Raw genomic sequence first — 20,345 nt, forward strand, 5'->3', positions numbered from 1 at the left:
CATGCGGATACTCGTGGTCGAGGACGAAGAGGACCTGGTGGGCGCGCTCCGGGTCGGGCTGGTGCGCTCCGGATACGCGGTCGACACCGCCGCCGACGTGGACGGCGCGCTGGAGAAGCTCGGGGTCAACGAGTACGACCTCGTGCTGCTCGACCTCACCCTGCCCGACGGCGACGGCCTCGCCGTCTGCCGGGAGATACGCGGGGCCCCCGGCGGGCCGCGGATCCTGATGCTCACCGCCCGCGACCGCCTCGCCGACCGGGTGCGCGGCCTCGACGCGGGCGCCGACGACTATCTCGTCAAGCCGTTCGCGCTGCCGGAGCTGCTGGCGCGGATACGGGCCCTGCTCCGCCGCGACGAGGGCGGCACGTCCGTCGTGGAGGTCGGCGAACTGCGGCTGGACACCGCCAGGTTCGAGGCGTACCGCGGCAGCCGCCCGCTGCGGCTCACGTCCAAGGAGTTCGGCGTGCTGCACTACCTGATGACCCGCCCCGGCCGGGTCGTCTCCGCGGAAGAACTCCTGGAGCACGTCTGGGACGAGAACGCCGACCCGTTCACCAACACCGTGCGCGTCACCGTCGGCTCGCTGCGCCGCAAGGTCACCGGCCAGGAGGAGCCGCTGATCGAGACCGTCATCCGGCACGGCTACCGGCTGAAGGAGGAGACGCCGTGAGGCGGCCCCGGCTGCCGCTCCCGGCCTTCGTCCACACCATCCGCTTCCGGCTCACCGTGCTCTACTCGGTGCTCGTGTTCTGCCTGACCGCGCTCGTGCTCGGCGGCGCGTACGTCGCGGTGCAGCGCAGCGGCGACGCCCAGCCGGTCAGCAAGGAGCTGCAGGCCGAGAAGCGGGTCGACGGCGTACGGGTCGGGGACATCGACGTCGTCAAGGCCGAGGACGTCGAGGCCGCCGTGAACTACGAGACGCTGGGCAACCTGCGCACCTTCTCCTTCGCCGTCCTCGGCGGCGTGGCCGTCGCCAGCCTCGGCACCGGCTGGGTGCTCTCCGGCCGGGCGCTGCGCCCCGTACGCGCCATCGCCCGTACCGCCGAGGAGATCCAGGCCGGCAGCGACCTCTCCCGCCGGATCCGGCTCGAAGGACCGCGCGACGAGCTGCGCATGGTCGCCGACACCGTCGACTCGATGCTCGACCGGCTCGACGGCGCCTTCGCAGCGCAGCGCCAGCTCGTGGACGACGCCTCGCACGAACTGCGCACCCCGCTGGCCATCATCCGGGCCAACCTCGACGCGGTGCTCTCCGTCGAGGAGTCGGAGCCGGAGGAGCGGCGGCGGGCCGTCGCCGTGGTCGACCGGGCCACCACGCGGATGACGCGGCTGGTGGAGGACCTGCTCGCGACCGCGCGGCGGTCCGCCGCCGCGTTCGCCGACGCGGACGTGGACCTGGCCGACGTGGCGGACGAGGCGTGCGAGGAGTTCGCGCCGCTGGCGACGGAACGGGGCCTGGTGATCCGGCGCCGGCTGGACGAGGGCCTGGTGCTGATCGGCGACCCGTACGCGCTGCGCCGGGCCGTCGGCAACCTCCTCTCCAACGCGGTACGCCTCGCGCCCGCCGGCACCCGCATCACGGTCGCGGCCGGCCGCGCGGAGGGCTGGCTGTGGATCGCCGTGCAGGACGCGGGCCCCGGCATCGGCGAGGGCGAGCAGGCCCGGGTCTTCGACCGGTTCTGGCGCGGCGAGGCGGGCCAGGAGGGGCGGCCCAGGGACCGGCACGCGGGTCTCGGGCTGGCGATCGTGCGGCAGATCGTGGAGTCGCACGGCGGGCAGCCGCGGCTGTTCTCCCGGGTGGGCGCGGGCAGCACGTTCGTGCTGTGGCTGCCCGACGCGGGCGCGGCGGCCGGTGCGCGCGGTGCGGGCGGGCCGCCGGACGGGCTGCCCGCGGAGATGCGCGGCGGGGAGGGCGACGGGCCGGTGGAGCTGCTGGAGAAGTAGCCGCCGCGGACGGGCGGTTCGTACCGTACGGCTCAGGCGGCCGACTTCACCTTCGTGGCGTACACGTCGACGTACTCCTGCCCGGACAGCCGCATGACCTCGCTCATCACCTCGTCGGCCACCGCCCGCAGCACGTACCGGTCGCGGTCCATGCCCTCGTAGCGGGAGAAGTCCAGCGGCTCCCCGAAACGCACCGTGAACCGGGCGATCCGCGGCCGGCCCGCGCCGCCCGGCTGGATCTTCTCCGTACCGACCATCGCGAACGGCACCACGGGCGCGCCGGTCATCAGCGTCAGCCGCGCCACACCCGTACGCGCCCGGTACAGCCGGCCGTCGGGGGAGCGGGTGCCCTCCGGGTAGATGGCGAAGACCCGGCCCTCCTCCAGGATCCGGCGCCCCGTCATCAGCGCCGCGACACCGCCGCGGCCGCCGTCCCGGTCCACCGGGATCATCCCGACCGAGGTGAAGAACCAGGCCATCAGGCGGCCCTTGACGCCCTTGCCCGTGACGTACTCGTCCTTGCCGATGAAGAACACCGGCCGCTTCACGACCAGGCCGAGGAACATCGAGTCGACGAACGTGAGGTGGTTGCCGGCGAGGACGACCGGGCCCGTGCCGGGAATGTGCTCGTGGCCCTCCACCCGGGGGCGGTACAGGACACGCATGAGCAAGCCGAGAAACGCCTTGATCAGGATGCGGAACAAGGAAGGATCCTCCGGTCGGGACGGTGACGCCTGCGACCATACTCGCCTGACCGGGCGGTTCCCACTCCGGCTTCAACCGGCCGAGACGCAGTGTTGCCGCCGATTTCACAAGCGCGCCGCCGCAAGTCTCCCGCACCCGCGCCGCTGCCGCCTAACATCGGGCCGTCTTTTGTCGAGGCGCCGTCGATGGCGCGGGTACGACGGAGAGGTGGCTGATATGAGCGACGGCGGTACGGAGCGGCAGCAGCCCGGCAGACGGGCGGTGCTCGGCGCGGCGGCGCTGGGCGGTGCGGCGGCCGCGGTGGGCCTGCCGGGTACGGCGCGGGCGGCGGGCGGGTCCGGCGGCAGCGGCGGTCCGGGCCCGGGCGGGAGGCTGCCGAACCCGGCGGTGATCGCGCACCGCGGGGCCAGCGGCTACCGGCCCGAGCACACCCTGGGCGCGTACCAGTTCGCCCTCGACATGGGCGCGGACGTCATCGAGCAGGATCTCGTGCCGACGAAGGACGGCCACCTCGTCTGCCGGCACGAGAACGAGATCGGCGGCACCACCGACGTCGCGGACCACCCGGAGTTCGCCGCCCGCAAGACCACCAAGACGGTCGACGGCGCGCAGATCACCGGCTGGTTCACCGAGGACTTCACCCTCGCCGAGCTGAAGACGCTGCGGGCCACGGAGCGCATCCCCGCCGTACGGCAGCGCAACACCCTCTACAACGGCCGCTGGGAGGTGCCCACCTTCGAAGAGGTGCTGCAGTGGGCGGAGCGGCAGCGGCGCGGCACCGGCAGGCCGGTTTACCTGCACGTCGAGACAAAACACCCCAGCTTTTTCCGCTCCATCGGCCTTGAGCTGGAGAAACCGCTGGCGCGGCTGCTGCGCCGCTACGGCCGGGACAAGAGCAACTCGCCCATCTTCCTGCAGTCGTTCGAGCCCAGCAGCGTCGAGCGGCTCGCCGGGCTCGTCGACTCACCGGGTGTCGTGCTGCTCGGCGCGGCGTCCTCGCGGCCATGGGACTTCGTCCAGGCCGGGGACCCGCGCACCGTCGCCGACCTGGTCACGCCCGAGGGGCTGGCGTGGATCGCGGGCTTTGCCAAGGGCCTCGGCCCGACGCTCGACCTGATCATCCCGAAGGACTCCACCGGCAAGCTGCTGGAGCCCACCGCCCTCGTCCGCGACGCGCACGACGCCGGGCTGGTGCTGCACCCGTACACGATGCGCAACGAGAACACGTTCCTGCCGGCGGACTTCCGCAGGGGCACGGACACGACGCACTACGGCGACGCGTTCGGCGCCTTCCAGGTCTACTTCGAGACGGGCATCGACGGGATCTTCACCGACAACCCCGACACCGGGCTGCTCGCCCGGGACGCCTTCCTCACGCGAGGCTGACCCCGGGGGGCCGCCGGGCAACCGGCGGCCCCCGTCCGCCCGTTGCCTCCCGCGGGTCCGTTCCCGGCGGCGGACGGCGGGCCCGCCCGTGTCCCGTACCCCGACATCTCAGGCGAGTTGGCAATATCACAGGGATGCCGGGGCCTCGTCCGTAGCCACGGCACGACCGCGCCGCGCAGAATGCTCACGGCGGAGGTTGCGCCGGGTGAAGTGCGGGGAAACACGCGGTAGGCCGCAGGTTTTTGCGGCCTGTCTACGGGTGCACAGAGGAGGCGGGCGCGGCATGGGCAAGAGTGTGACGATTACGCCGGCGACGAACGACGACGCCGAGCAAGTCCTGAAACTCCAGTACCTCTGCTACCAGGCCGAGGCCGCGCTGTACGGGGACTACCGCATACCCCCGCTCACCGAGACCCTGGACGAGCTGCGCGCGGAGTTCGACCGCGGCGCCGCCGTCGTCGCCCGCCTCGGCGACGAGGTGGTCGGGGCCGTCCGCGGCACGGTGCAGGCCGACGGCACCGCCGTCATCGGGCGGCTCATCGTGCACCCCCGGATGCAGGGCCACGGCCTCGGCGCCCGGCTGCTGCTCGCCATGGAGGTCAGGCTCGCCGAGGGCGGCGCGCCCGTCGAGCGGTTCCAGCTCCTCACCGGACACCGCAACGAGGCGAACCTGCGGCTGTACCGGCGGCTGGGCTACGAGCCGGTGGGCACGGAGAAGGTCAGCCCGCGGCTGAGCCTGGTCACTCTGGAGAAGGCCCCTCAGGGCGCGCCCGCGACGACTGCTTCCTCAGCCACCACAGCCCGATGACCGGCAGGATCACGGGCAGGAAGAGGTAGCCGCGGCCGTAGTCGGACCACACGGTCTGGTCCGGGAACTCGGACGGCTGCACCTCCGTCCAGGTGCCGATCGCCAGCACGCCGATCAGCTCGGCGGTGATGCACACCAGCGCGAGCCGCCGCGCCGTCTCCCCGCCGCGCGCGAGGGCGACGGTGATGAAGACGTAGACGACGGCGGCGAGCGCGGAGAGCACGTACGCGAGCGGCGCCTTGCCGAACTCCGTGCTGAGCTGGTAGACCGCCCGCGAGGTGGCGCCGACCGCGAAGACCCCGTACAGCGCGAGGATCAGCCGCCCCGGCCCGCTGGACAGCCCCGTGTGCCCGCTCTCGCGCGGCTCCCCGGCCGCCTGCCGCTGCTCAGCCACCGGAGCCCGCCCAGATGTCGTGCAGCCGCACCTGGAGCACGGCCAGGACGAACCCCCCGACGGCCACCGTCGCCGAACCCCAGCGGCTGCGCTCCGACAGCGACAGCAGGCCGGTGGCGGGGACGGCGAAGCCCGCGGCGAGCAGATAGGCGACGAAGACCGCCGTGCCCTCGTCCGCCTCCTCGCCGCGGCCGAGCTGCACCAGGCCGACGGCGACCTGGGCCAGCGCGAGCACCGTCACCACGGCCATGCCGGCGAAGTGCCAGTCCTTCGTGGGCTCATCCTTGACCGCGGCGTACCCGCACCAGGCCGCGAGGGCGAGCGCGGCCACCGCGACCGCGATGGTCAAGGGGAGGAACATGACTCGACCTTACTGCGTCGCCCCGGGGCCCCTGATCCGGGTCCCGGCGCGGTCCGTACGCTTCCGCCCACGCGCCCGCCGCCGTGGCGTTGGCCACAGGGCGCACCCCTCCGCGCCCCTTCCGCTTCCCCGCCCGGCACCGTATTTATGCAGGTCACAGAGGTGTACGGGGACTCCGGTGCCGCTCCGCCCCGGGTTGTCCGCAATGCGGACAGCCGTCCCGGCCCGTGGCACCCATCTGTTTTACTGATCCGCATGACCACGACGAGCAGCCGCACCTGTGCGACCGAGGCGAGCAGCATGACGCCCGGTGCTCGTTGTATGTGTCGAATGCACCGCTGAGGGCCCCCGCCACGAGACTCGCGCCCCGAAGCGAGTCCGCGGGCCGCTCCGCCGCCGTGCCCCGCACGGCCGCGCCCCGAGCCGAGCCCGTGTGTACCGAGGCCGCGCCGCGCCCCCCGCGCACCGCCGCCCGGAGCCACCCCCCGAGACCCGAGCCGCGCGCCCCGCCGTGGGCGCGCCGTGCCCTCCCGCGCCCCCGCGGCCGGGCACCCGAGAGCGATGGAACCCACGTGATCACAGTCAGGGACCTGAAGAAGGTCTACCGCTCCCGCGGCCGCGGGACCGCCGCGCTCGACGGCGTCGACCTGCGCGTACGCGAGGGCGAGGTCTTCGGCGTCGTCGGCCGCAGCGGCGCCGGCAAGTCCACCCTCATCCGCTGCATCAACCTCCTGGAGCGCCCCGACTCCGGCACCGTCACGGTCGCGGGCCAGGACCTCACGGCCCTGACCGGCCGCGAGCTGCGCGCCGCCCGTACCCGTATCGGCATGATCTTCCAGCACTTCAACCTGCTGAGCGCCCGCACCGTGCAGGACAACGTAGAACTGCCGCTGGAGATCCTGGGCCTCTCGGGGCAGGAGCGCGCCCGCAAGGCGCTCGAACTCCTCGACCTCGTCGGCCTCGCCGACCGCGCCAGGGCGTACCCCGCGCAGTTGTCCGGCGGCCAGAAGCAGCGCGTCGGCATCGCCCGCGCGCTCGCCGGGGAACCGCAGGTGCTCCTCTCCGACGAGGCCACCTCCGCGCTCGACCCCGAGACCACCCGTTCCGTCCTGGAGCTGCTGCGCGAACTCAACCGCGAACTCGGCCTGACCGTCCTGCTCATCACCCACGAGATGGACGTCGTCAAGGCCGTCTGCGACTCCGCCGCGCTGATGCGCGCCGGCCGCATCACCGAGTCCGGCACCCTCGACGAGCTGCTGGCCACCCCCGGCTCCGAGATCGCCGCCCAGCTCTTCCCGGTGGGCGGCGAGGCATACGGCAGCGAGAGCACCATCGTGGACATCACCTTCCACGGCGACGCTCGCGGCCGGCCGGTGATCTCCCACCTGTCCCGCACCTACAACCTCGACGTGTCGATCCTCGGCGCCGCCATGGACACCGTCGGCGGCCGGCAGGTCGGCCGGATGCGCATCGAGCTGCCCGGTCCGTACGAGGAGAACGTCGTCCCCCTGGGCTTCCTGCGCGAGCAGGGCCTGCAGATCGACCCGGTCGGCGTCGACGCCGCCGGCCTGCCCGCCCTGGAGAGTGCCAAATGAGCTGGACCGAGATACGCCCCGAGCTGCTGACCGGGCTCTGGGAGACGCTGGCCATGGTCGGCTGGGCGGCGCTCGTCGCCGTCGTCGTCGGCACCCCGCTGGGCGTGCTGCTGGTCCTCACCGACCGCGGCCGGCCGCTGCAGAACGTCCTCGTCAACCGGGTCATCGGGCTCGTCGTGAACGTCGGCCGCTCGCTGCCGTTCATCATCCTGCTGCTGGCGCTGACCGCGTTCACCCGCGCGCTGGTCGGCACCTCCATCGGCCTCAAGGGCGCCATCGTGCCCCTGGCGATCAGCGCCATCCCGTTCTTCGCCCGGCTGGTCGAGACCGCGGTACGGGAGGTCGACGCCGGCCTCGCCGAGGCCGTGCAGTCGATGGGCGGCAGCACCTGGACCGTGGTCGTCAAGGCGCTGCTGCCGCAGGCGCTGCCGTCCCTGGTCGCGGGCCTGACCACCACCGTCATCGCCCTCGTCGGCTACTCGGCCATGGCCGGCGCCGTCGGCGGCGGCGGCCTCGGCGACGTCGCCATCCGCTACGGCTACCAGCGCTACGAGGGCGACGTCATGCTCGCCACCGTCGTGCTGCTCGTCGTCCTCGTCAACGCCGTCCAGCTGATCGGCGACTTCTTCGTCCGCAGCCTCGCCGACCGCAGCACCCGCAGCGCCGCCTACCTGCGCATCTCCCGCCCCGCCCGGGCCGGGGTGACCGCGGTCGCCGGCGTCGCGCTCGTCGGTTCGCTCACGGTGGGCACCGTGAACCTCACCTCGGAAGGCGGCGACGGCGGCGCGAACACCGTCACCGTGGCCGCGACGCCCGCGCCGCACGGCGAGATCCTCACCTTCGTCAAGGACAACCTCGCCGCGGACGCCGGGATCGACCTGCGCATCCGTGAGTTCACCGACTACGTCAAGCCCAACGAGGCCGTCGCCAACGGCGAGGTCGACGCCAACTTCTTCCAGCACACCCCGTTCCTGGACGACTACAACGACAAGAACGGCACCGACATCGTCCCGACCGTCGGCGTGCTGGTCGAACCGCTCGGCCTCTACTCCGAGCAGGCGGACGACGTCTCGGGCATCGGCGGCGGCGACACCGTCGCCGTACCGAACGACACCACCAACATGGGCCGCGCCCTCCACCTCCTCGACGCCGAAGGTCTCGTCGAGCTGAAGGACGGCACGGGGCTCAACGCCACCCTCGCCGACATCGCCGACGACCGGGGCCTGGACATCCGGGAGCTGGAAGCGGCCCAGACGCCGCGTGCGCTCCAGGACGTCGACGCCGCCGTGATCAACGGCAACTACGCCATCGACTCCGGCCTCGACCCCCGGTCCGACGCCATCGCGCTGGAGGAGGCCGAGGGCAACCCGTACGTCAACATCCTCGCCGTACAGGCCGGCGACGCGGACGACCCGGAGATCGAGAAGCTCGGCGACCTGCTCAACTCCCCGGAGACCAAGGCGTTCATGGAGAAGGAGTTCCCCTCGTCCGTCCCGGTGTTCGGCCCCGTGGGCTGAGGCCGTGGCACATCCGCCGTCGGATGCTGCATGCTGTCCGGGTCAGCTCGTCATCGGTCCACGCACTCGGAGAAGCGCATGTCATCCACCTTCCCGGACGTCTCCCTCAGCACGGACCGGCTGGTGCTCCGCCCGTTCGACGAGGAGGACGTGCCGGCGCTGACGGAGATGATGAACGACGAGGCGGTCACCGCGTGGACGCAGGCGCCGCACCCGTACACCGGGGACGACGCCTACGACTGGGTGACGCGCGTAGCCCCGGCCGAGCGCACCGGCGGCCGGGGCATCGTCTTCGCGGTCTCGGAGTTCCTCACCCAGCGCCTCGTCGGCAACGTCCACCTGAGACGGACCGACTGGCGCACGCTGGCCACGGAGGCCAGGTTCGTCGTCGCCCCCTGGGCGCGCGGCGAGGGGTACGCCGCGGAGTCGGTGCTCGCCGTCGCGCGCTGGCTCTTCGACGTGCAGAAGTTCGAGCGCCTCGAACTGCGCACCGCCGCGGACAACACCGCGGCGCAGCAGGTCGCGCAGAAGCTCGGCGGCATCAGCGAGGGCGTCCTGCGCAACGCCTGGATAGCGCGCACCCGCACCGAGGACGGCGGCTGGACGGATATCCGCACCGACCTCATCGTCTGGAGCCTGCTGCCGGAAGACCTGGATCCGGACGGCGGGAGCAGTGTGCTCTGACGCCCCCTTACCTCCGGCCCCCACCTCCGGCGCGCCTTCGCGCGGACGGCACGTACGCTACGGGCGTGCCCCTTCGCGGCGCCGGGAGCGGCCGCCGGCGGGCCGGCGCACCCCGCAGTCGACGACCAGGAGAAGAGTGAGCGATGGCGGACCGGGTCACCGTGATCGGGTGGGACGGTTCCCCGCTGACCGAGGCGGCGCTCGGCGCGCTCGGTGCGGCCAGCCTCGTGGCCGGGGCGGCGCACCACCTCGCCCTGCCCGAGGTGCCGCCCGGCGCCGAGCGGATCCGGCTGGGCAGCGTGGGCCTCGCGGCCCGCAGGATCGCCCGGCACCGCGGCACGGCGGTGGTCATCGCCGACGGCGACCCGGGCTTCTTCGGCGTCGTACGCACCCTGCGCGCCCCTGAACACGGCCTGGAGGTCGAGGTGCTGCCGGCGGTCTCGTCCGTCGCCGCCGCCTTCGCCCGCGCCGGGATGCCCTGGGACGACGCGCAGGTCGTCGTCGCACACGAGCGCAACCTGCGCCGGGCCGTCAACGTCTGCCGGGCGCACCCCAAGGTCGCCGTCCTCACCTCGCCGGGCGCGGGACCCGCGGAACTCGCCCTGCTGCTGCGGGACGTCCACCGGACGTTCGTCATCTGCGAGGAACTGGGCGGGGCGCACGAGCGTGTGACGGTGCTCACGTCCGACAAGGTGGCCGAGCACGTGTGGCGCGACCCGAACGTGACGCTGGTCATCGGCGGCGGCATCGGGGCCGGCGCCGGGCCGACGACCGCGGGGGGCGCCGCCGCGCCCGCGGCCGGCGGCTGGCTCGCCGGCCACGACGCGGGCTACCCGCCCCCGGTGCGCGGCTGGAGCCTGGCCCCCGCGGAGTACGGCGCCGCCCCCGACGAGGGCGAGGCGCCGCAACTGCGCGCCGTCCAACTCGCCCGGCTCGGGCCCCGGCAGGGCGACCTGGTGTGGGACATCGGCGCGGGCAGCGGCGCGGCCGCGGTCGAGGCCGCCCGCTTCGGCGCCGCGGTCATCGCCGTCGACCGCGACCCCGGCGCCTGCGCCCGCGCCTCGGCCGCGGCCCGCCGCTTCGGGGTGCTGCTGCAGACCGTCCACGGCACCGCCCCCGGGGTCCTCAACGACCTGCCGGAGCCGGACGTCGTCCGGGTCGGCGGCGGGGGCGCGGCGGTCGTCGCGGGGTGCGCGGCCCGGCGGCCGGAGCGGATCGTCGCCCACGCCCGTACCCGGGACGGCGCGGAGGAGATCGTACGGGCCCTGACGGACGCCGGATACGCCGTGGAGTGCTCGCTGCTGCAGTCCGTCGACCTCGACCCGCAGGGCCCCGCGGACGCGGGTGCAGGCGCGGGGTGGCGGGAGCGGGAGCGCACGGTGGTGTTCCTCATCGCGGGGAGCCGCGCGGGCTGAGCCGGGGGTGCGCCACGGGGTGCGCGCGGTGCGCACGACGCGCTCCGGGCGCGCGGGAGGCATGCGCCGGATGCTCCCCGCGATGCACCGGACGGCACCCGCGGGGCCCGACCCCAGCCGGACTCGCGTGCGGATTACGGGTAGGCTGGCCGACTGTTGTGCCGTGACCTGGCATTCGTTGCAGCGTTGCCGAATGCCGGTAATGTCCGGGGGTCTTGTCGCAGTTGTCGGGAACGTAAACCGCGCGGGTGGTCGTGCCGCCGGGCGGGGTGTGCTCGTTCTAGCTATGGGCGGCCGGTCTGTCCCGCGGGGGCTGCGGCCGGACGGACGGACGGTCGGAGAAGGAGCTGGAGCGATGGGCGAGGGGTACGGACGCATGACTGACACCGGCAAGCTCCCGGAAGGGCACCAGCCGGAGCCGGACGACGTCGCCGGAGGCCACCACCCCGCCCCCGCCGCGACTCCCGACACCGCCCCTGCGGTCGAAGGCGCGGCGGACGACGACGATTTCCTCTTCCTGCCCGGCGCGCAGGGCGCCTGGACGGACCCGGGGGTCCCGGCCCCCGCGGGCGCGCGCGGCGCGGAGCCGGCCACGGGCGCGCAGCGGCGTCCGCTGCACATGGGCCCGCCGGTGCCGGAGCAGGCCGGGGGAGTGGTGCGCTCGCTCGCGGACCGGGGTCCGGCGAGCGGTTCCGCCGACACCCGGGAGGCGGTCGCCGCCGCGGACGCGGCGAACGCGGGCGGCACGGGCGCCGGTTCGGCGGCGCAGGGCGCCGGCGGCACTCCGCAGCCGCCCGCGGCCTCCGCGTACACCGAACGGACGAACCAGACCGCGCAGGCCGAAGAGGCTGGACAGCCCGCGGAGAACACCGTCGCGGGACCGGGCATCGCAGCGGTGGCCGAGCAGGATGCGCCCGCCGGACCGGCGGCCGCACCGGGGGCCGTGGCGGACCAGGGCGCTCCGGCGCCGGGCGGGAACGCCGCCGACCAGACCGCGGCCGCGTCGGGGCAGTCGGCGCCGACCGCGGCGGTTTCCGGACCGCCGCAGGCGGCGGGGGTGCCCGGGCAGGCGCCGCAGCAGCCGGTACGTACGCCGGGGCCGCCGACGGTCGGCCCGGAGTACCTGGACGTCACCCGGGTCGGCGCGACTCACCTGCCGGGCCCGCAGCTCGGCGAGATCCCGCCCGCGCCGGCGGGCTGGACGGCGGTGTCGCAGGCCAACGGCGAGGCGCTCGCCCAGGCCCAGCCCCGGGAGGTCGGCGGAGAGGCACCGGCCCCCGGCGCGGAGGCGGCCCCCGCGCAGTACGCGCCGGCTCCGAACGGCGAACCGGCCGCGGCGGCGCAGACCACGGGCGGTGCGCCCGCACCGGCCCCGGTGGACGCGGCGCAGGCCGCCGTGCGCAGGGCGGCGGCCTCCGCGGGCGCGTCGCTGGGCCGCGGCATCTCCGCCAACGGCGCCGTCGCGAACGGCCGTCACGAGGCCACCGGGGCGGAGCCCGCGGACGCGACCCACGTGCGGCAGCCCGCCGACGGCACCGCGGACGCGGCCACCGCCGCGGGGCAGACGAATCAGCCGGCCCCGGACGGGCAGCCAGGCGCGGCGGCGGCGCCCGGGAGTGACCCGCAGACGGAGAGCGGTCAACCCGCGGCGGGCGCCGCCCAGCCCGCCGAAGGCGCCGCAGGCCGGACGCCGGGCGGTCACGCCGCGGACGGGTCCGCGGTGCCCGCGGGGGAGAACGGCCAACCGGCCGCCGATACGGCAGGGTCGAGCGGTCCGGAGGGCGCCGCCGCGGCCCAGGCGCCGAGCGGTCATGCCGTGAACGAGTCCGCGCCGCACGCCGTAACGGTCGACGGGACGGCCATCGCCGTATCGGGTGTCTCCGAGGGCTCCGCCGCGCCCCAGGCGCAACCCGCGAACGGGACCGTGCCGCATGCCGTCCCCGCCGTCCGATCCAGCAGCGATGCCGCGGCCCAGCCCGGTGCAGCCGCCGCCGTACCGGGCGGGGCGGAAGGCGCTTCGGCCGGCAACCCCGTGGCCGCGGCGGCGCCGCAGGCCGGCGACAACTCCCGGGCCCCGGCCGGCGGTCAGGACGACTCCGACACCGGGGACCGGCCCGCGGACGGGCCCGTCCTCCACGCCGTACCCGGCGACGACACCGCGGCCCAGGCCGCGGACAGCGCGGTCCGCACCTCCGGGCAGGCGGCCGCGGACCAGGCGGCCGCCGCCGCGCAGGCGAACGAGCAGACCGGCGGCGACTCCGCCGCCCGTCAGGACCGTCAGGGCGACGCCGGGCAGCAGCTCGCGGACGCGGCCGTGCTCCACGCCGTGGCCAACGGGCAGCCCGTCAACGGCGCCAAGGCGCGGGCGGCGAACGGCCAGGCGGTGCCCGGTGGGCAGCCCTCCGTCCCCGCCGCGCGGGCGGCGAGCGACGAAGCCGCCACCGCCGGTGCCGTACACGCCGCCGCCGCTGGGCGGCGCGGCGTGTCGCTGGGGGTCCAGAACGGCGCCCAGGCCGCCGCCTCCGGCACCGCGGGGGAAGCCGCGGCCGGCTCGCCGTCCGAGGCTCAGCCCGATGGCGGCGCGGCGCAGCGCACCGGTGCACCCGTGACGCAGATCCGCACCCGGCGGCGCCGCGGCACGGCCGTGAGCGCGCCGGTCACCGCCGGCACCCCGGCCGGCGACGCGCAGGCGGCGCAGGACACCGCGGCGGCGCCCGGCGCCTCCGTACCGGCGCAGGCCGCCGCGCCCCAACCCGCCCCCGCGGAGGAGGCGCCGGCCACCCCGGTGCCCGCTGCCGCCGAGGCCGCACCCGCGGCCGACGCACCGGCTGCCACCGGCGACGCAACGCCCCCGGCCGCCGCCGCACCGGAAGCCCCCGCCGCCGACGCGCCCGCCGCTCCCGCGGACGAGCCCGCCGCCCCCGGCTTCGCCGACGCCGAGCGGGCCGCCGTCCACCGGGTCATGCGCGAACGCCGCGACATCCGCAACGGCTTCCGCTCCGACCCCGTGCCGCACGAGGTGCTGCTCCGCGTCCTGGAGGCCGCCCACACCGCCCCCAGCGTCGGCCACTCCCAGCCCTGGGACTTCGTCGTCATCCGTTCCGAGGAGACCCGGCACCGGATGCACGAGCTGGCCGCCCGCCAGCGCGAGGCGTACGCGAAGAGCCTGCCCAAGGGCCGCGCGAAGCAGTTCAAGGAGCTGAAGGTCGAGGCCATCCGGGACACCCCGGTGAACATCGTCGTCACCGCCGACCCCACCCGCGGCGGCCGGCACACCCTCGGGCGGCACACCCAGCCGCAGATGGCCCCGTACTCCTCCGCGCTCGCCGTCGAGAACCTCTGGCTCGCCGCCCGCGCCGAGGGCCTCGGCGTCGGCTGGGTCAGCTTCTTCGACGAGCGCGAGCTGGTCCGCGAGCTGGACCTGCCGGAGCACCTGGACGTCGTGGCGTACCTCTGCATCGGCTACGTCGACGAGTTCCCCGACGAGCCGGAGCTGGTGCAGGCCGGCTGGTCCAAGCGCCGTCCGCTCTCCTGGGTCGTCCACGAGGAGAGCTACGGCCGCCGCGCGCTGCCCGGCGCGGACCCGCACGACCTGCTCGCCGAGACCCTGGAGGGCATCCGCCCGCTGGACGCCAAGGCGCTCGGCGAGGCGTGGGAGCGGCAGAAGCGGATGACGAAGCCGGCCGGCTCGCTCGGCATGCTGGAGATCATCTCGGCGCAGCTCTGCGGCCTGTCCCGCAAGTGCCCGCCGCCGGTGCCCGAGCCCGCGGCGGTCGCGGTCTTCGCCGGCGACCACGGCGTGCACGCGCAGGGCGTCACGCCCTGGCCGCAGGAGGTCACCGGCCAGATGGTCGCCAACTTCCTCGGCGGCGGCGCCGTCTGCAACGCCTTCGCCACCCAGGTCGGCGCCGAGGTGTGCGTCGTGGACGCCGGGGTGGCGGCGGAGCTGCCCGCCACCGCGGGGCTCGTACCGCGGAAGGTGCGCAAGGGGACCGCGGACATGACCGCGGGTCCCGCGATGACCCGCGAGGAGGCGCTGCGGGCCGTCGAGGTCGGCATCGAGACCGCACGGGACCTGGTCGCGGCGGGCAACAAGGCGCTGCTGACCGGCGAGATGGGCATCGCGAACACGACCGCGTCCGCCGCGATCATCGCCGTCTTCACCGACTCCGAGCCCGCCGACGTGACCGGCCGCGGCACCGGCATCGACGACGAGACGTACGACCGCAAGGTCGACGCCGTCCGCCGCGCGATCGAGGTCAACCGCCCTGACCCGGCCGACCCGATCGGCGTGCTGGCCGCGGTCGGCGGCCTGGAGCACGCCGCGCTCGTCGGCTACATCCTCGCCGGGGCCTCGCTGCGCACGCCCGTCGTGCTGGACGGGGTGAGCGCGGGCGCGGCGGCGCTGGTCGCCCGCGCGGTGGCGCCGGAGGCGCTGGCCGCGTGCATCGCGGGCCACCGCAGTCCCGAGCCGGGGCACGCGGCGGCGCTGACGAAGCTGGGGCTGCGCCCGCTGATCGACCTCGACCTGCGCCTCGGCGAGGGCACCGGCGCGCTGCTGGCGCTGCCGCTGGTGCAGAGCGCGGCGCGGGCGATGCACGAGGTGGCGACGTTCGACGCGGCGGGCGTGACGGAGAAGGGCTGACCCCGCCGCGCCTGGGGCGTTCGCACGCGCGCGTCGACGTGCCGCGTACGCCCCCGGGCGCACCCGCGGTCCGCGCCGGGGCGGCTTTTCCGCGTACGTCGCGGGCGGACCGGGCCCGTCGCGCGGGCGTCCGCCGCGGCGGGGCGTCCGCGCAGGCCATAGGGTTGGCGTCGCGGGCCCGCGACGCCGCGCCCGTCCCGACCGCAGTCCGCGACGAACCGCCGCTCCAGCGCCGCAGCGGCCGGCACACCGTACGAGGAGCCGCTTCGCCATGTCCCGTCCCCCAGCCCACTCCGCCCCCGGTTCCGACGCGTTCGCCTACCCCGTCGGGCTGCGCCTCGCGGGCCGGCGCGTCGTCGTCCTCGGCGGCGGCCAGGTCGCCCAGCGCCGGCTGCCCGCGCTGCTCGCCGCCGGCGCCCGGGTCACGCTCGTCTCGCCGTCCGCCACCCCCTCCGTGGAGGCGATGGCCGACGCCGGGGAGCTGACCTGGGAGCGGCGGCCGTACGCGGACGGGGATCTGGAGGGCGCCTGGTACGCGGTCGTGGCCACCCGCGACCCCGCCGCCAACGCCGCCGCCTCCGCAGAGGCCGAGCGCCGCCGCGTCTGGTGCGTACGCAGCGACGACGCCTCCGCCGCGACCGCCTGGACCCCCGCCACCGGGCGCAGCGAGGGGGTCACCGTCGCCGTGCTCACCGGCAGCGACCCGCGCCGCTCCGCCGCCGTGCGCGACGCCGTCGTGGAGGGCCTGCGCGACGGCACCCTCAGCGCCCCTCGCCACCGCACGCTCCCCCAAGGACCTCCGACAAGCTCCGGTCCAGGGGGTACCCCCGTCCCAGGCGTCGCCCTCGTCGGCGGCGGACCCGGCGACCCGGACCTCATCACCGTCCGCGGCCGCCGGCTGCTCGCCGAGGCCGACGTCGTCATCGCCGACCGCCTCGGCCCCCGCGACCTCCTCGACGAACTGCCGCCGCACGTCGAGGTGATCGATGCCGCGAAGATCCCGTACGGCCGGGCCATGGCCCAGGAGGCGATCAACGACGCGCTGATCCGGCACGCCAGGGCCGGCAAGGCGGTCGTCCGGCTGAAGGGCGGCGACCCGTTCGTCTTCGGCCGCGGCATGGAGGAGGCGGAGGCGCTGGCGCGGGCGGGCGTGGCGTGCACGGTGGTGCCGGGCGTCACCAGCGCGATCAGCGTCCCCGCGGCCGCCGGCATCCCGGTGACGCACCGCGGGGTGGCGCACGAGTTCACCGTCGTCAGCGGCCATGTCGCGCCCGGCGACGAGCGCTCGCTCGTGGACTGGCCGGCGCTCGCCCGGTTGCGCGGCACGCTGGTCCTGCTCATGGCCGTGGAGCGCATCGGGGCCATCGCGGAGACGCTGGTACGCGAGGGGCGCGACCCCGCAACGCCGGTGGCGATCGTGCAGGAGGGAACGACGGCGGCGCAGCGTCGGGTGGACGCCACACTCGGCACCGCCGCGGCGGCGGTGGCGCGCGAGGGGGTGCGGCCGCCGGCGGTGATCGTCGTCGGCGAGGTGGCGGCCAGGTCGCCCGGCTGACGGAGGGGCGGGCGCCGCGGGGCGGCGCACGTCACGTACCCCCGGCGTCGGAATCCGGCCCGCGGCACGGCAGGATCGTCCCGTGGCAGAACTCCTCACCGTCGACGACCCCGCCGACCCGCGCCTGTCCGACTACGCGAGCCTCACCGACGTCGAGCTGCGCCGCCGCCGCGAGCCGGCGGAGGGGCTGTTCATCGCCGAGGGCGAGAAGGTCATCAGGCGCGCGATCGGGACCGGCTACGAGACGCGCTCCATGATGCTCTCGGTCAAGTGGGTCGACGCGATGCGGGACGTCATCGACGCGCTGCCGGCCCCGGTGTACGTCGTCGACCCCGGGCTGGCCGAGCAGGTCACCGGTTACCACGTGCACCGCGGTGCGCTCGCCGCCATGCGCCGCAAGCCGCTGCCCGGCGCCGCCGCGCTGCTGGCGCGCGCCCGCCGCGTCGCGGTGCTGGAGACCGTCAACGACCACACCAACGTCGGCGCGGTCTTCCGCAGCGCCGCCGCCCTCGGCATGGACGCCGTGCTGCTCTCGCCCGACTGCGCGGACCCGCTCTACCGGCGGTCGGTGAAGGTCTCCATGGGCGCCGTCTTCCACGTCCCGTACGCGCGGCTGTCCTCCTGGCCGCAGGATCTGGAGACGGTCCGCGAGGCGGGCTTCACCCTCGTCGCCCTCACCCCGGACCCGCGGGCGGTGCCGATCACCGAGGCGGCGCCGGGGCGGCTGCCGCGGGCCGCGCTGATGCTGGGCACGGAGGGCGCGGGGCTGTCGGCGCGGGCGCTGCGGGCGGCGGATCAGCGGGTACGCATCCCGATGTCGAACGGCGTCGACTCGCTCAACGTCGGCGCCGCCGCGGCGGTCGCGTTCTACGCCGTGGCGACGGCCCCCGCCGGGGACTGAACCCGCCCCCGGGCCAGGCGCATGGCGCCGTGGCCGAAATCCGCTCCGGGCGCGGCGGATCCCCCCGGGGCGGTGCACCCCATGTGATCCGCCGGTTGTACTAGAGCGGGCCCTGGCAGCCCTGGGCCGCCGCGATACCGAGCGCGACCAGCAGCGTCACCGTCACGAACACGATCAGCCGCTGCCGCATCAGCCGGGCCCGGTCCGGCGCGGGCCTCCGCTGCGGCGCGGGCTTGCGCGGCGCCGACGCGGCACCCTCGCGCGGACCGCTCCGCGGCGCCTGCGCCCGCTGTTCCGCCTGCCGCCCGCGGTCCGCACCCTGCCGGCCGCGCTCCGGCGCCGGAGCCGGTGCCTGCTTGCGCGCCGCACCGCCGCCCGCGCGCTGCCCCGGCCGCTGCGCCGCCCCGGGCCGCTGCGCGGGTCCCGGACGCTGCGGCGCACCCGGCCGCCCGGCGCCGTGCGGCCCCGGCCGCTGCGCGGCGCCCGTACCGGGACCCGGCCGGCCCGCGCCCGTCGCCCGCGGCGCCGGCGGCCGGTGCGCGGCCGTCGGGCCCGGGGCCGCACGCTCCGCGGCGGTCCTCCGCGGCGGGGCCTCCTCCGGCCCCGCGCCGTGCGCCTCGCGGGCCGCGATCTCCTTCAGCCGCAGCGACAACTGCAGGGTCGAGGGACGGTCGTCCGGGGTCTTCGCCAGACACGTGCGCAGCAGCGGCGCCAGCGCGTCCGGCACCCCGTCGAGCAGCGGCTCCTCGTGCACCACCCGGTAGAGCATCACCTCGGAACTGCCCTGCCCGAACGGCGAGTCGCCCGTCGTCGCGTACGCGAGCGTGGCGCCCAGCGAGAACACGTCGCTCGCCGGCGTCACCGGCTGCCCGCGCACCTGCTCGGGCGCCAGGAACCCGGGCGAGCCGACCGCCGTGCCGACGTGCGTCAGCGTGGAGGCGCCGGTCGCCCAGGCGATGCCGAAGTCGATGATCCGCGGGCCCTTGGGGGAGAGCAGGATGTTCGACGGCTTCAGGTCGCGGTGCACCACGCCCGCCTCGTGCACGGCGACCAGGCCCTCGGAGAGCGCCGCGCCGATCGCCGCGACCCGCGCCGCGATCAGCGGCCCCTCGTCGCCGACCTTGTCGTGCAGGGAGGGCCCCGGCACGTACTGCGTGGCGAACCACGGCCGGTCCGCGTCCAGATCGGCCGCCACCAGCCGCGCCGTACAGCCGCCGCGGATCCGCCGGGCGGCGGAGACCTCGCGGGCGAACCGCGACCGGAACTCCTGATCCTCCGCCAGATCGGGCCGGATCACCTTGAGTGCGACCCGCTGGCCGCGCCGGTCCGAGCCCAGGTAGACCACGCCCATGCCGCCCGCGCCGAGCCGCCGGTGGATCCGGAACGAGCCGACGACACGCGGATCCTCCCGGCGGAGCCGCATCATCGCCATGCCGTAACCATCCCCGCTGCCCGGTCTGTCTGCCGTGCACAGCTTACGGACTTGACCGCCGCTCGCGCTGGCAGGGCGCCGTGCGGCGGGCCGAATTGTCAGTCCCAGGTGGGATCCTGGAGATATGGCCGGGCCCAAGTGCGGCCCCTACGAAGGGGGATGCGGGACAGGTGAAGGGCGATCGAGTGGAGATAGTCGTGGACGCGGGGGACACGACGCGGACGTACCAGGTGGTGGCCTCGCGCGCAGGCCGGAGGGTCGAGACGTCGGTGCGCCGGGGCGTGGTCGAGGTGAGCGAGGTGACGCGCAGCGGCTCGGTGGTGCGCACGGCGCGGTTCATGGCCACCAGGGTGCTCGCCCTGGTGGAGCATCCCGTGCCGCGTACGGACGGCGAGGTCCCTCTCGGGGAAGACCCTGGGACGTAGTACCCGGTCTCCACCCATGGGAGTAGCGACTTCGCGCCGCAGTCATCCTCCGGGAGGCCAGGCAATCGATACGCGGGCATGACGACCCGTGCCGATCATTTCCCTAATGTTGTCGTCAAGCGGCGGGCGCAGCACTCGTCCCCCGAGGTCGGACGCCCGCCGCCCCAACACAGGAGTGGCTGCCATGGAGAGAACAGCGGAGCACACCGCACGGCCCAAGGCCGTCGCAGGGGCGCTCGCCGCGTTCGGCGCACAGCCGTCGGAGCGCAGGCACCCGCTGGTCGCTCTCGCGATGGTGCTGCCCCTGGCGATCGTGCTCACCGTCCTCTTCGGCGGGTGGGAAGCGGTCATCACACATGCGTCGTCCGTGGCCGGAATGATGGGGCACTAGCCCCGTCAGGCCCGGGAGAGCGGCCCGGGCCGGGGACAGCCGGCTCAGCCCCGTGGGGACGGGGGTGCGGCGGACGGACGTGTACGCCCGGGCGTCTGGGGAGACGCCCGGGCTACGCGTTTTCCGGGGCGGTACGCGGCGGGCACGCCTGTGCCGCGGCCCGCGGCGAGGCACCTCGCCGCCG

16 protein-coding genes and 2 pseudogenes are annotated in these 20,345 nt (G+C 75.4%); 14 read left to right on the forward strand and 4 right to left on the reverse strand.

Annotated features, from left to right (window positions below):
* Position 1: 1 nt before the first annotated feature.
* Both FB457_RS04625 and FB457_RS04630 read left to right on the forward strand, forming a co-directional pair.
* The gene (locus FB457_RS04625) at positions 2-673 is read left to right on the forward strand and encodes a response regulator transcription factor (RefSeq protein ID WP_186461925.1); all 672 of its coding nucleotides are present in this window, start codon (positions 2-4) and stop codon (positions 671-673) included.
* Positions 670-1,947 carry a sensor histidine kinase gene (locus tag FB457_RS04630; RefSeq protein WP_047014769.1) on the forward strand — a complete coding sequence of 426 codons (1,278 nt, stop codon included), beginning with the start codon at positions 670-672 and terminating at the stop codon, positions 1,945-1,947. The genes FB457_RS04625 and FB457_RS04630 overlap by 4 nt, the downstream gene beginning before the upstream one ends.
* 32 nt (positions 1,948-1,979) lie before the next feature.
* On the opposite strand, the gene FB457_RS04635 is transcribed toward FB457_RS04630, so the two are convergent.
* Positions 1,980-2,651: a lysophospholipid acyltransferase family protein gene (locus FB457_RS04635; RefSeq protein ID WP_047014768.1), complete on the reverse strand. Its 672-nt coding sequence runs from the start codon at positions 2,649-2,651 to the stop codon at positions 1,980-1,982.
* Between the two features lie 217 nt (positions 2,652-2,868).
* Between FB457_RS04635 and FB457_RS04640 the strand changes: the two genes are divergently transcribed.
* Positions 2,869-4,038 carry a glycerophosphodiester phosphodiesterase family protein gene (locus FB457_RS04640; RefSeq protein ID WP_145781274.1) on the forward strand — a complete coding sequence of 390 codons (1,170 nt, stop codon included), beginning with the start codon at positions 2,869-2,871 and terminating at the stop codon, positions 4,036-4,038.
* Positions 4,039-4,321: 283 nt separating this feature from the next.
* Positions 4,322-4,846: a GNAT family N-acetyltransferase gene (locus tag FB457_RS04645; RefSeq protein WP_047014766.1), complete on the forward strand. Its 525-nt coding sequence runs from the start codon at positions 4,322-4,324 to the stop codon at positions 4,844-4,846.
* Here FB457_RS04645 and FB457_RS04650 read toward each other — a convergent pair.
* Both FB457_RS04650 and FB457_RS04655 read right to left on the reverse strand, forming a co-directional pair.
* Positions 4,779-5,240 (reverse strand): membrane protein, encoded by a 462-nt coding sequence (locus FB457_RS04650; RefSeq protein WP_047014765.1) that lies wholly within the window; start codon positions 5,238-5,240, stop codon positions 4,779-4,781. The genes FB457_RS04645 and FB457_RS04650 overlap by 68 nt on opposite strands.
* On the reverse strand, positions 5,233-5,601 hold the full coding sequence (locus FB457_RS04655; RefSeq protein WP_047014764.1) for a hypothetical protein: 369 nt from the start codon (positions 5,599-5,601) through the stop codon (positions 5,233-5,235). Before FB457_RS04655 ends, FB457_RS04650 begins: the two co-directional genes overlap by 8 nt.
* A gap of 572 nt (positions 5,602-6,173) precedes the next feature.
* Here FB457_RS04655 and FB457_RS04660 point away from each other — a divergent pair.
* From FB457_RS04660 to FB457_RS04690, 8 genes and pseudogenes are all read left to right on the forward strand, one after another.
* Positions 6,174-7,196 carry a methionine ABC transporter ATP-binding protein gene (locus FB457_RS04660; RefSeq protein ID WP_047014763.1) on the forward strand — a complete coding sequence of 341 codons (1,023 nt, stop codon included), beginning with the start codon at positions 6,174-6,176 and terminating at the stop codon, positions 7,194-7,196.
* Positions 7,193-7,912: pseudogene (locus FB457_RS35865) on the forward strand (methionine ABC transporter permease); the annotation flags it as partial. The gene FB457_RS04660 and the pseudogene FB457_RS35865, both read left to right, overlap by 4 nt.
* A 90-nt stretch (positions 7,913-8,002) precedes the next feature.
* Positions 8,003-8,713: pseudogene (locus FB457_RS35870) on the forward strand (MetQ/NlpA family ABC transporter substrate-binding protein); the annotation flags it as partial.
* 78 nt (positions 8,714-8,791) lie between these two features.
* Positions 8,792-9,397 (forward strand): GNAT family N-acetyltransferase, encoded by a 606-nt coding sequence (locus FB457_RS04670; protein ID WP_047014761.1) that lies wholly within the window; start codon positions 8,792-8,794, stop codon positions 9,395-9,397.
* Between the two features lie 143 nt (positions 9,398-9,540).
* Positions 9,541-10,812, forward strand: a complete 1,272-nt coding sequence (gene cbiE / locus FB457_RS04675; RefSeq protein ID WP_145780931.1) for a precorrin-6y C5,15-methyltransferase (decarboxylating) subunit CbiE — start codon at positions 9,541-9,543, stop codon at positions 10,810-10,812.
* Positions 10,813-11,188: 376 nt separating this feature from the next.
* Positions 11,189-15,457: a nicotinate-nucleotide--dimethylbenzimidazole phosphoribosyltransferase gene (cobT, locus tag FB457_RS04680; RefSeq protein ID WP_347613142.1), complete on the forward strand. Its 4,269-nt coding sequence runs from the start codon at positions 11,189-11,191 to the stop codon at positions 15,455-15,457.
* A 271-nt stretch (positions 15,458-15,728) separates the two neighbouring features.
* Complete coding sequence (cobA, locus tag FB457_RS04685) at positions 15,729-17,012, forward strand: uroporphyrinogen-III C-methyltransferase (protein ID WP_145780935.1); 1,284 nt, start codon at positions 15,729-15,731, stop codon at positions 17,010-17,012.
* A gap of 82 nt (positions 17,013-17,094) precedes the next feature.
* Positions 17,095-17,913: a TrmH family RNA methyltransferase gene (locus FB457_RS04690; RefSeq protein WP_145780937.1), complete on the forward strand. Its 819-nt coding sequence runs from the start codon at positions 17,095-17,097 to the stop codon at positions 17,911-17,913.
* Positions 17,914-18,013: 100 nt separating this feature from the next.
* On the opposite strand, the gene FB457_RS04695 is transcribed toward FB457_RS04690, so the two are convergent.
* A complete protein-coding gene (locus FB457_RS04695) occupies positions 18,014-19,345 on the reverse strand; it encodes a serine/threonine protein kinase (protein WP_047014756.1) in 1,332 nt (443 codons plus the stop codon).
* Between the two features lie 170 nt (positions 19,346-19,515).
* Between FB457_RS04695 and FB457_RS04700 the strand changes: the two genes are divergently transcribed.
* Complete coding sequence (locus tag FB457_RS04700) at positions 19,516-19,770, forward strand: hypothetical protein (RefSeq protein WP_047014755.1); 255 nt, start codon at positions 19,516-19,518, stop codon at positions 19,768-19,770.
* A gap of 184 nt (positions 19,771-19,954) precedes the next feature.
* Positions 19,955-20,161: a hypothetical protein gene (locus tag FB457_RS04705; RefSeq protein WP_047014754.1), complete on the forward strand. Its 207-nt coding sequence runs from the start codon at positions 19,955-19,957 to the stop codon at positions 20,159-20,161.
* Positions 20,162-20,345 lie beyond the last annotated feature (184 nt).

The organism is Streptomyces sp. CNZ287 (genome assembly GCF_007827615.1).

What these genes read in the sequence shown, in the direction of transcription:
- FB457_RS04625 (WP_186461925.1), top strand. Translation starts at nt 2, where the DNA reads ATGCGGATACTCGTGGTCGAGGACGAAGAGGACCTGGTGGGCGCGCTC.
- FB457_RS04640 (WP_145781274.1), top strand. Translation starts at nt 2,869, where the DNA reads ATGAGCGACGGCGGTACGGAGCGGCAGCAGCCCGGCAGACGGGCGGTG.
- FB457_RS04645 (WP_047014766.1), top strand. Translation starts at nt 4,322, where the DNA reads ATGGGCAAGAGTGTGACGATTACGCCGGCGACGAACGACGACGCCGAG.
- FB457_RS04655 (WP_047014764.1), bottom strand. Translation starts at nt 5,601, where the DNA reads ATGTTCCTCCCCTTGACCATCGCGGTCGCGGTGGCCGCGCTCGCCCTC.
- FB457_RS04670 (WP_047014761.1), top strand. Translation starts at nt 8,792, where the DNA reads ATGTCATCCACCTTCCCGGACGTCTCCCTCAGCACGGACCGGCTGGTG.
- cbiE (WP_145780931.1), top strand. Translation starts at nt 9,541, where the DNA reads ATGGCGGACCGGGTCACCGTGATCGGGTGGGACGGTTCCCCGCTGACC.
- cobT (WP_347613142.1), top strand. Translation starts at nt 11,189, where the DNA reads ATGACTGACACCGGCAAGCTCCCGGAAGGGCACCAGCCGGAGCCGGAC.
- cobA (WP_145780935.1), top strand. Translation starts at nt 15,729, where the DNA reads ATGTCCCGTCCCCCAGCCCACTCCGCCCCCGGTTCCGACGCGTTCGCC.
- FB457_RS04695 (WP_047014756.1), bottom strand. Translation starts at nt 19,345, where the DNA reads ATGGCGATGATGCGGCTCCGCCGGGAGGATCCGCGTGTCGTCGGCTCG.
- FB457_RS04705 (WP_047014754.1), top strand. Translation starts at nt 19,955, where the DNA reads ATGGAGAGAACAGCGGAGCACACCGCACGGCCCAAGGCCGTCGCAGGG.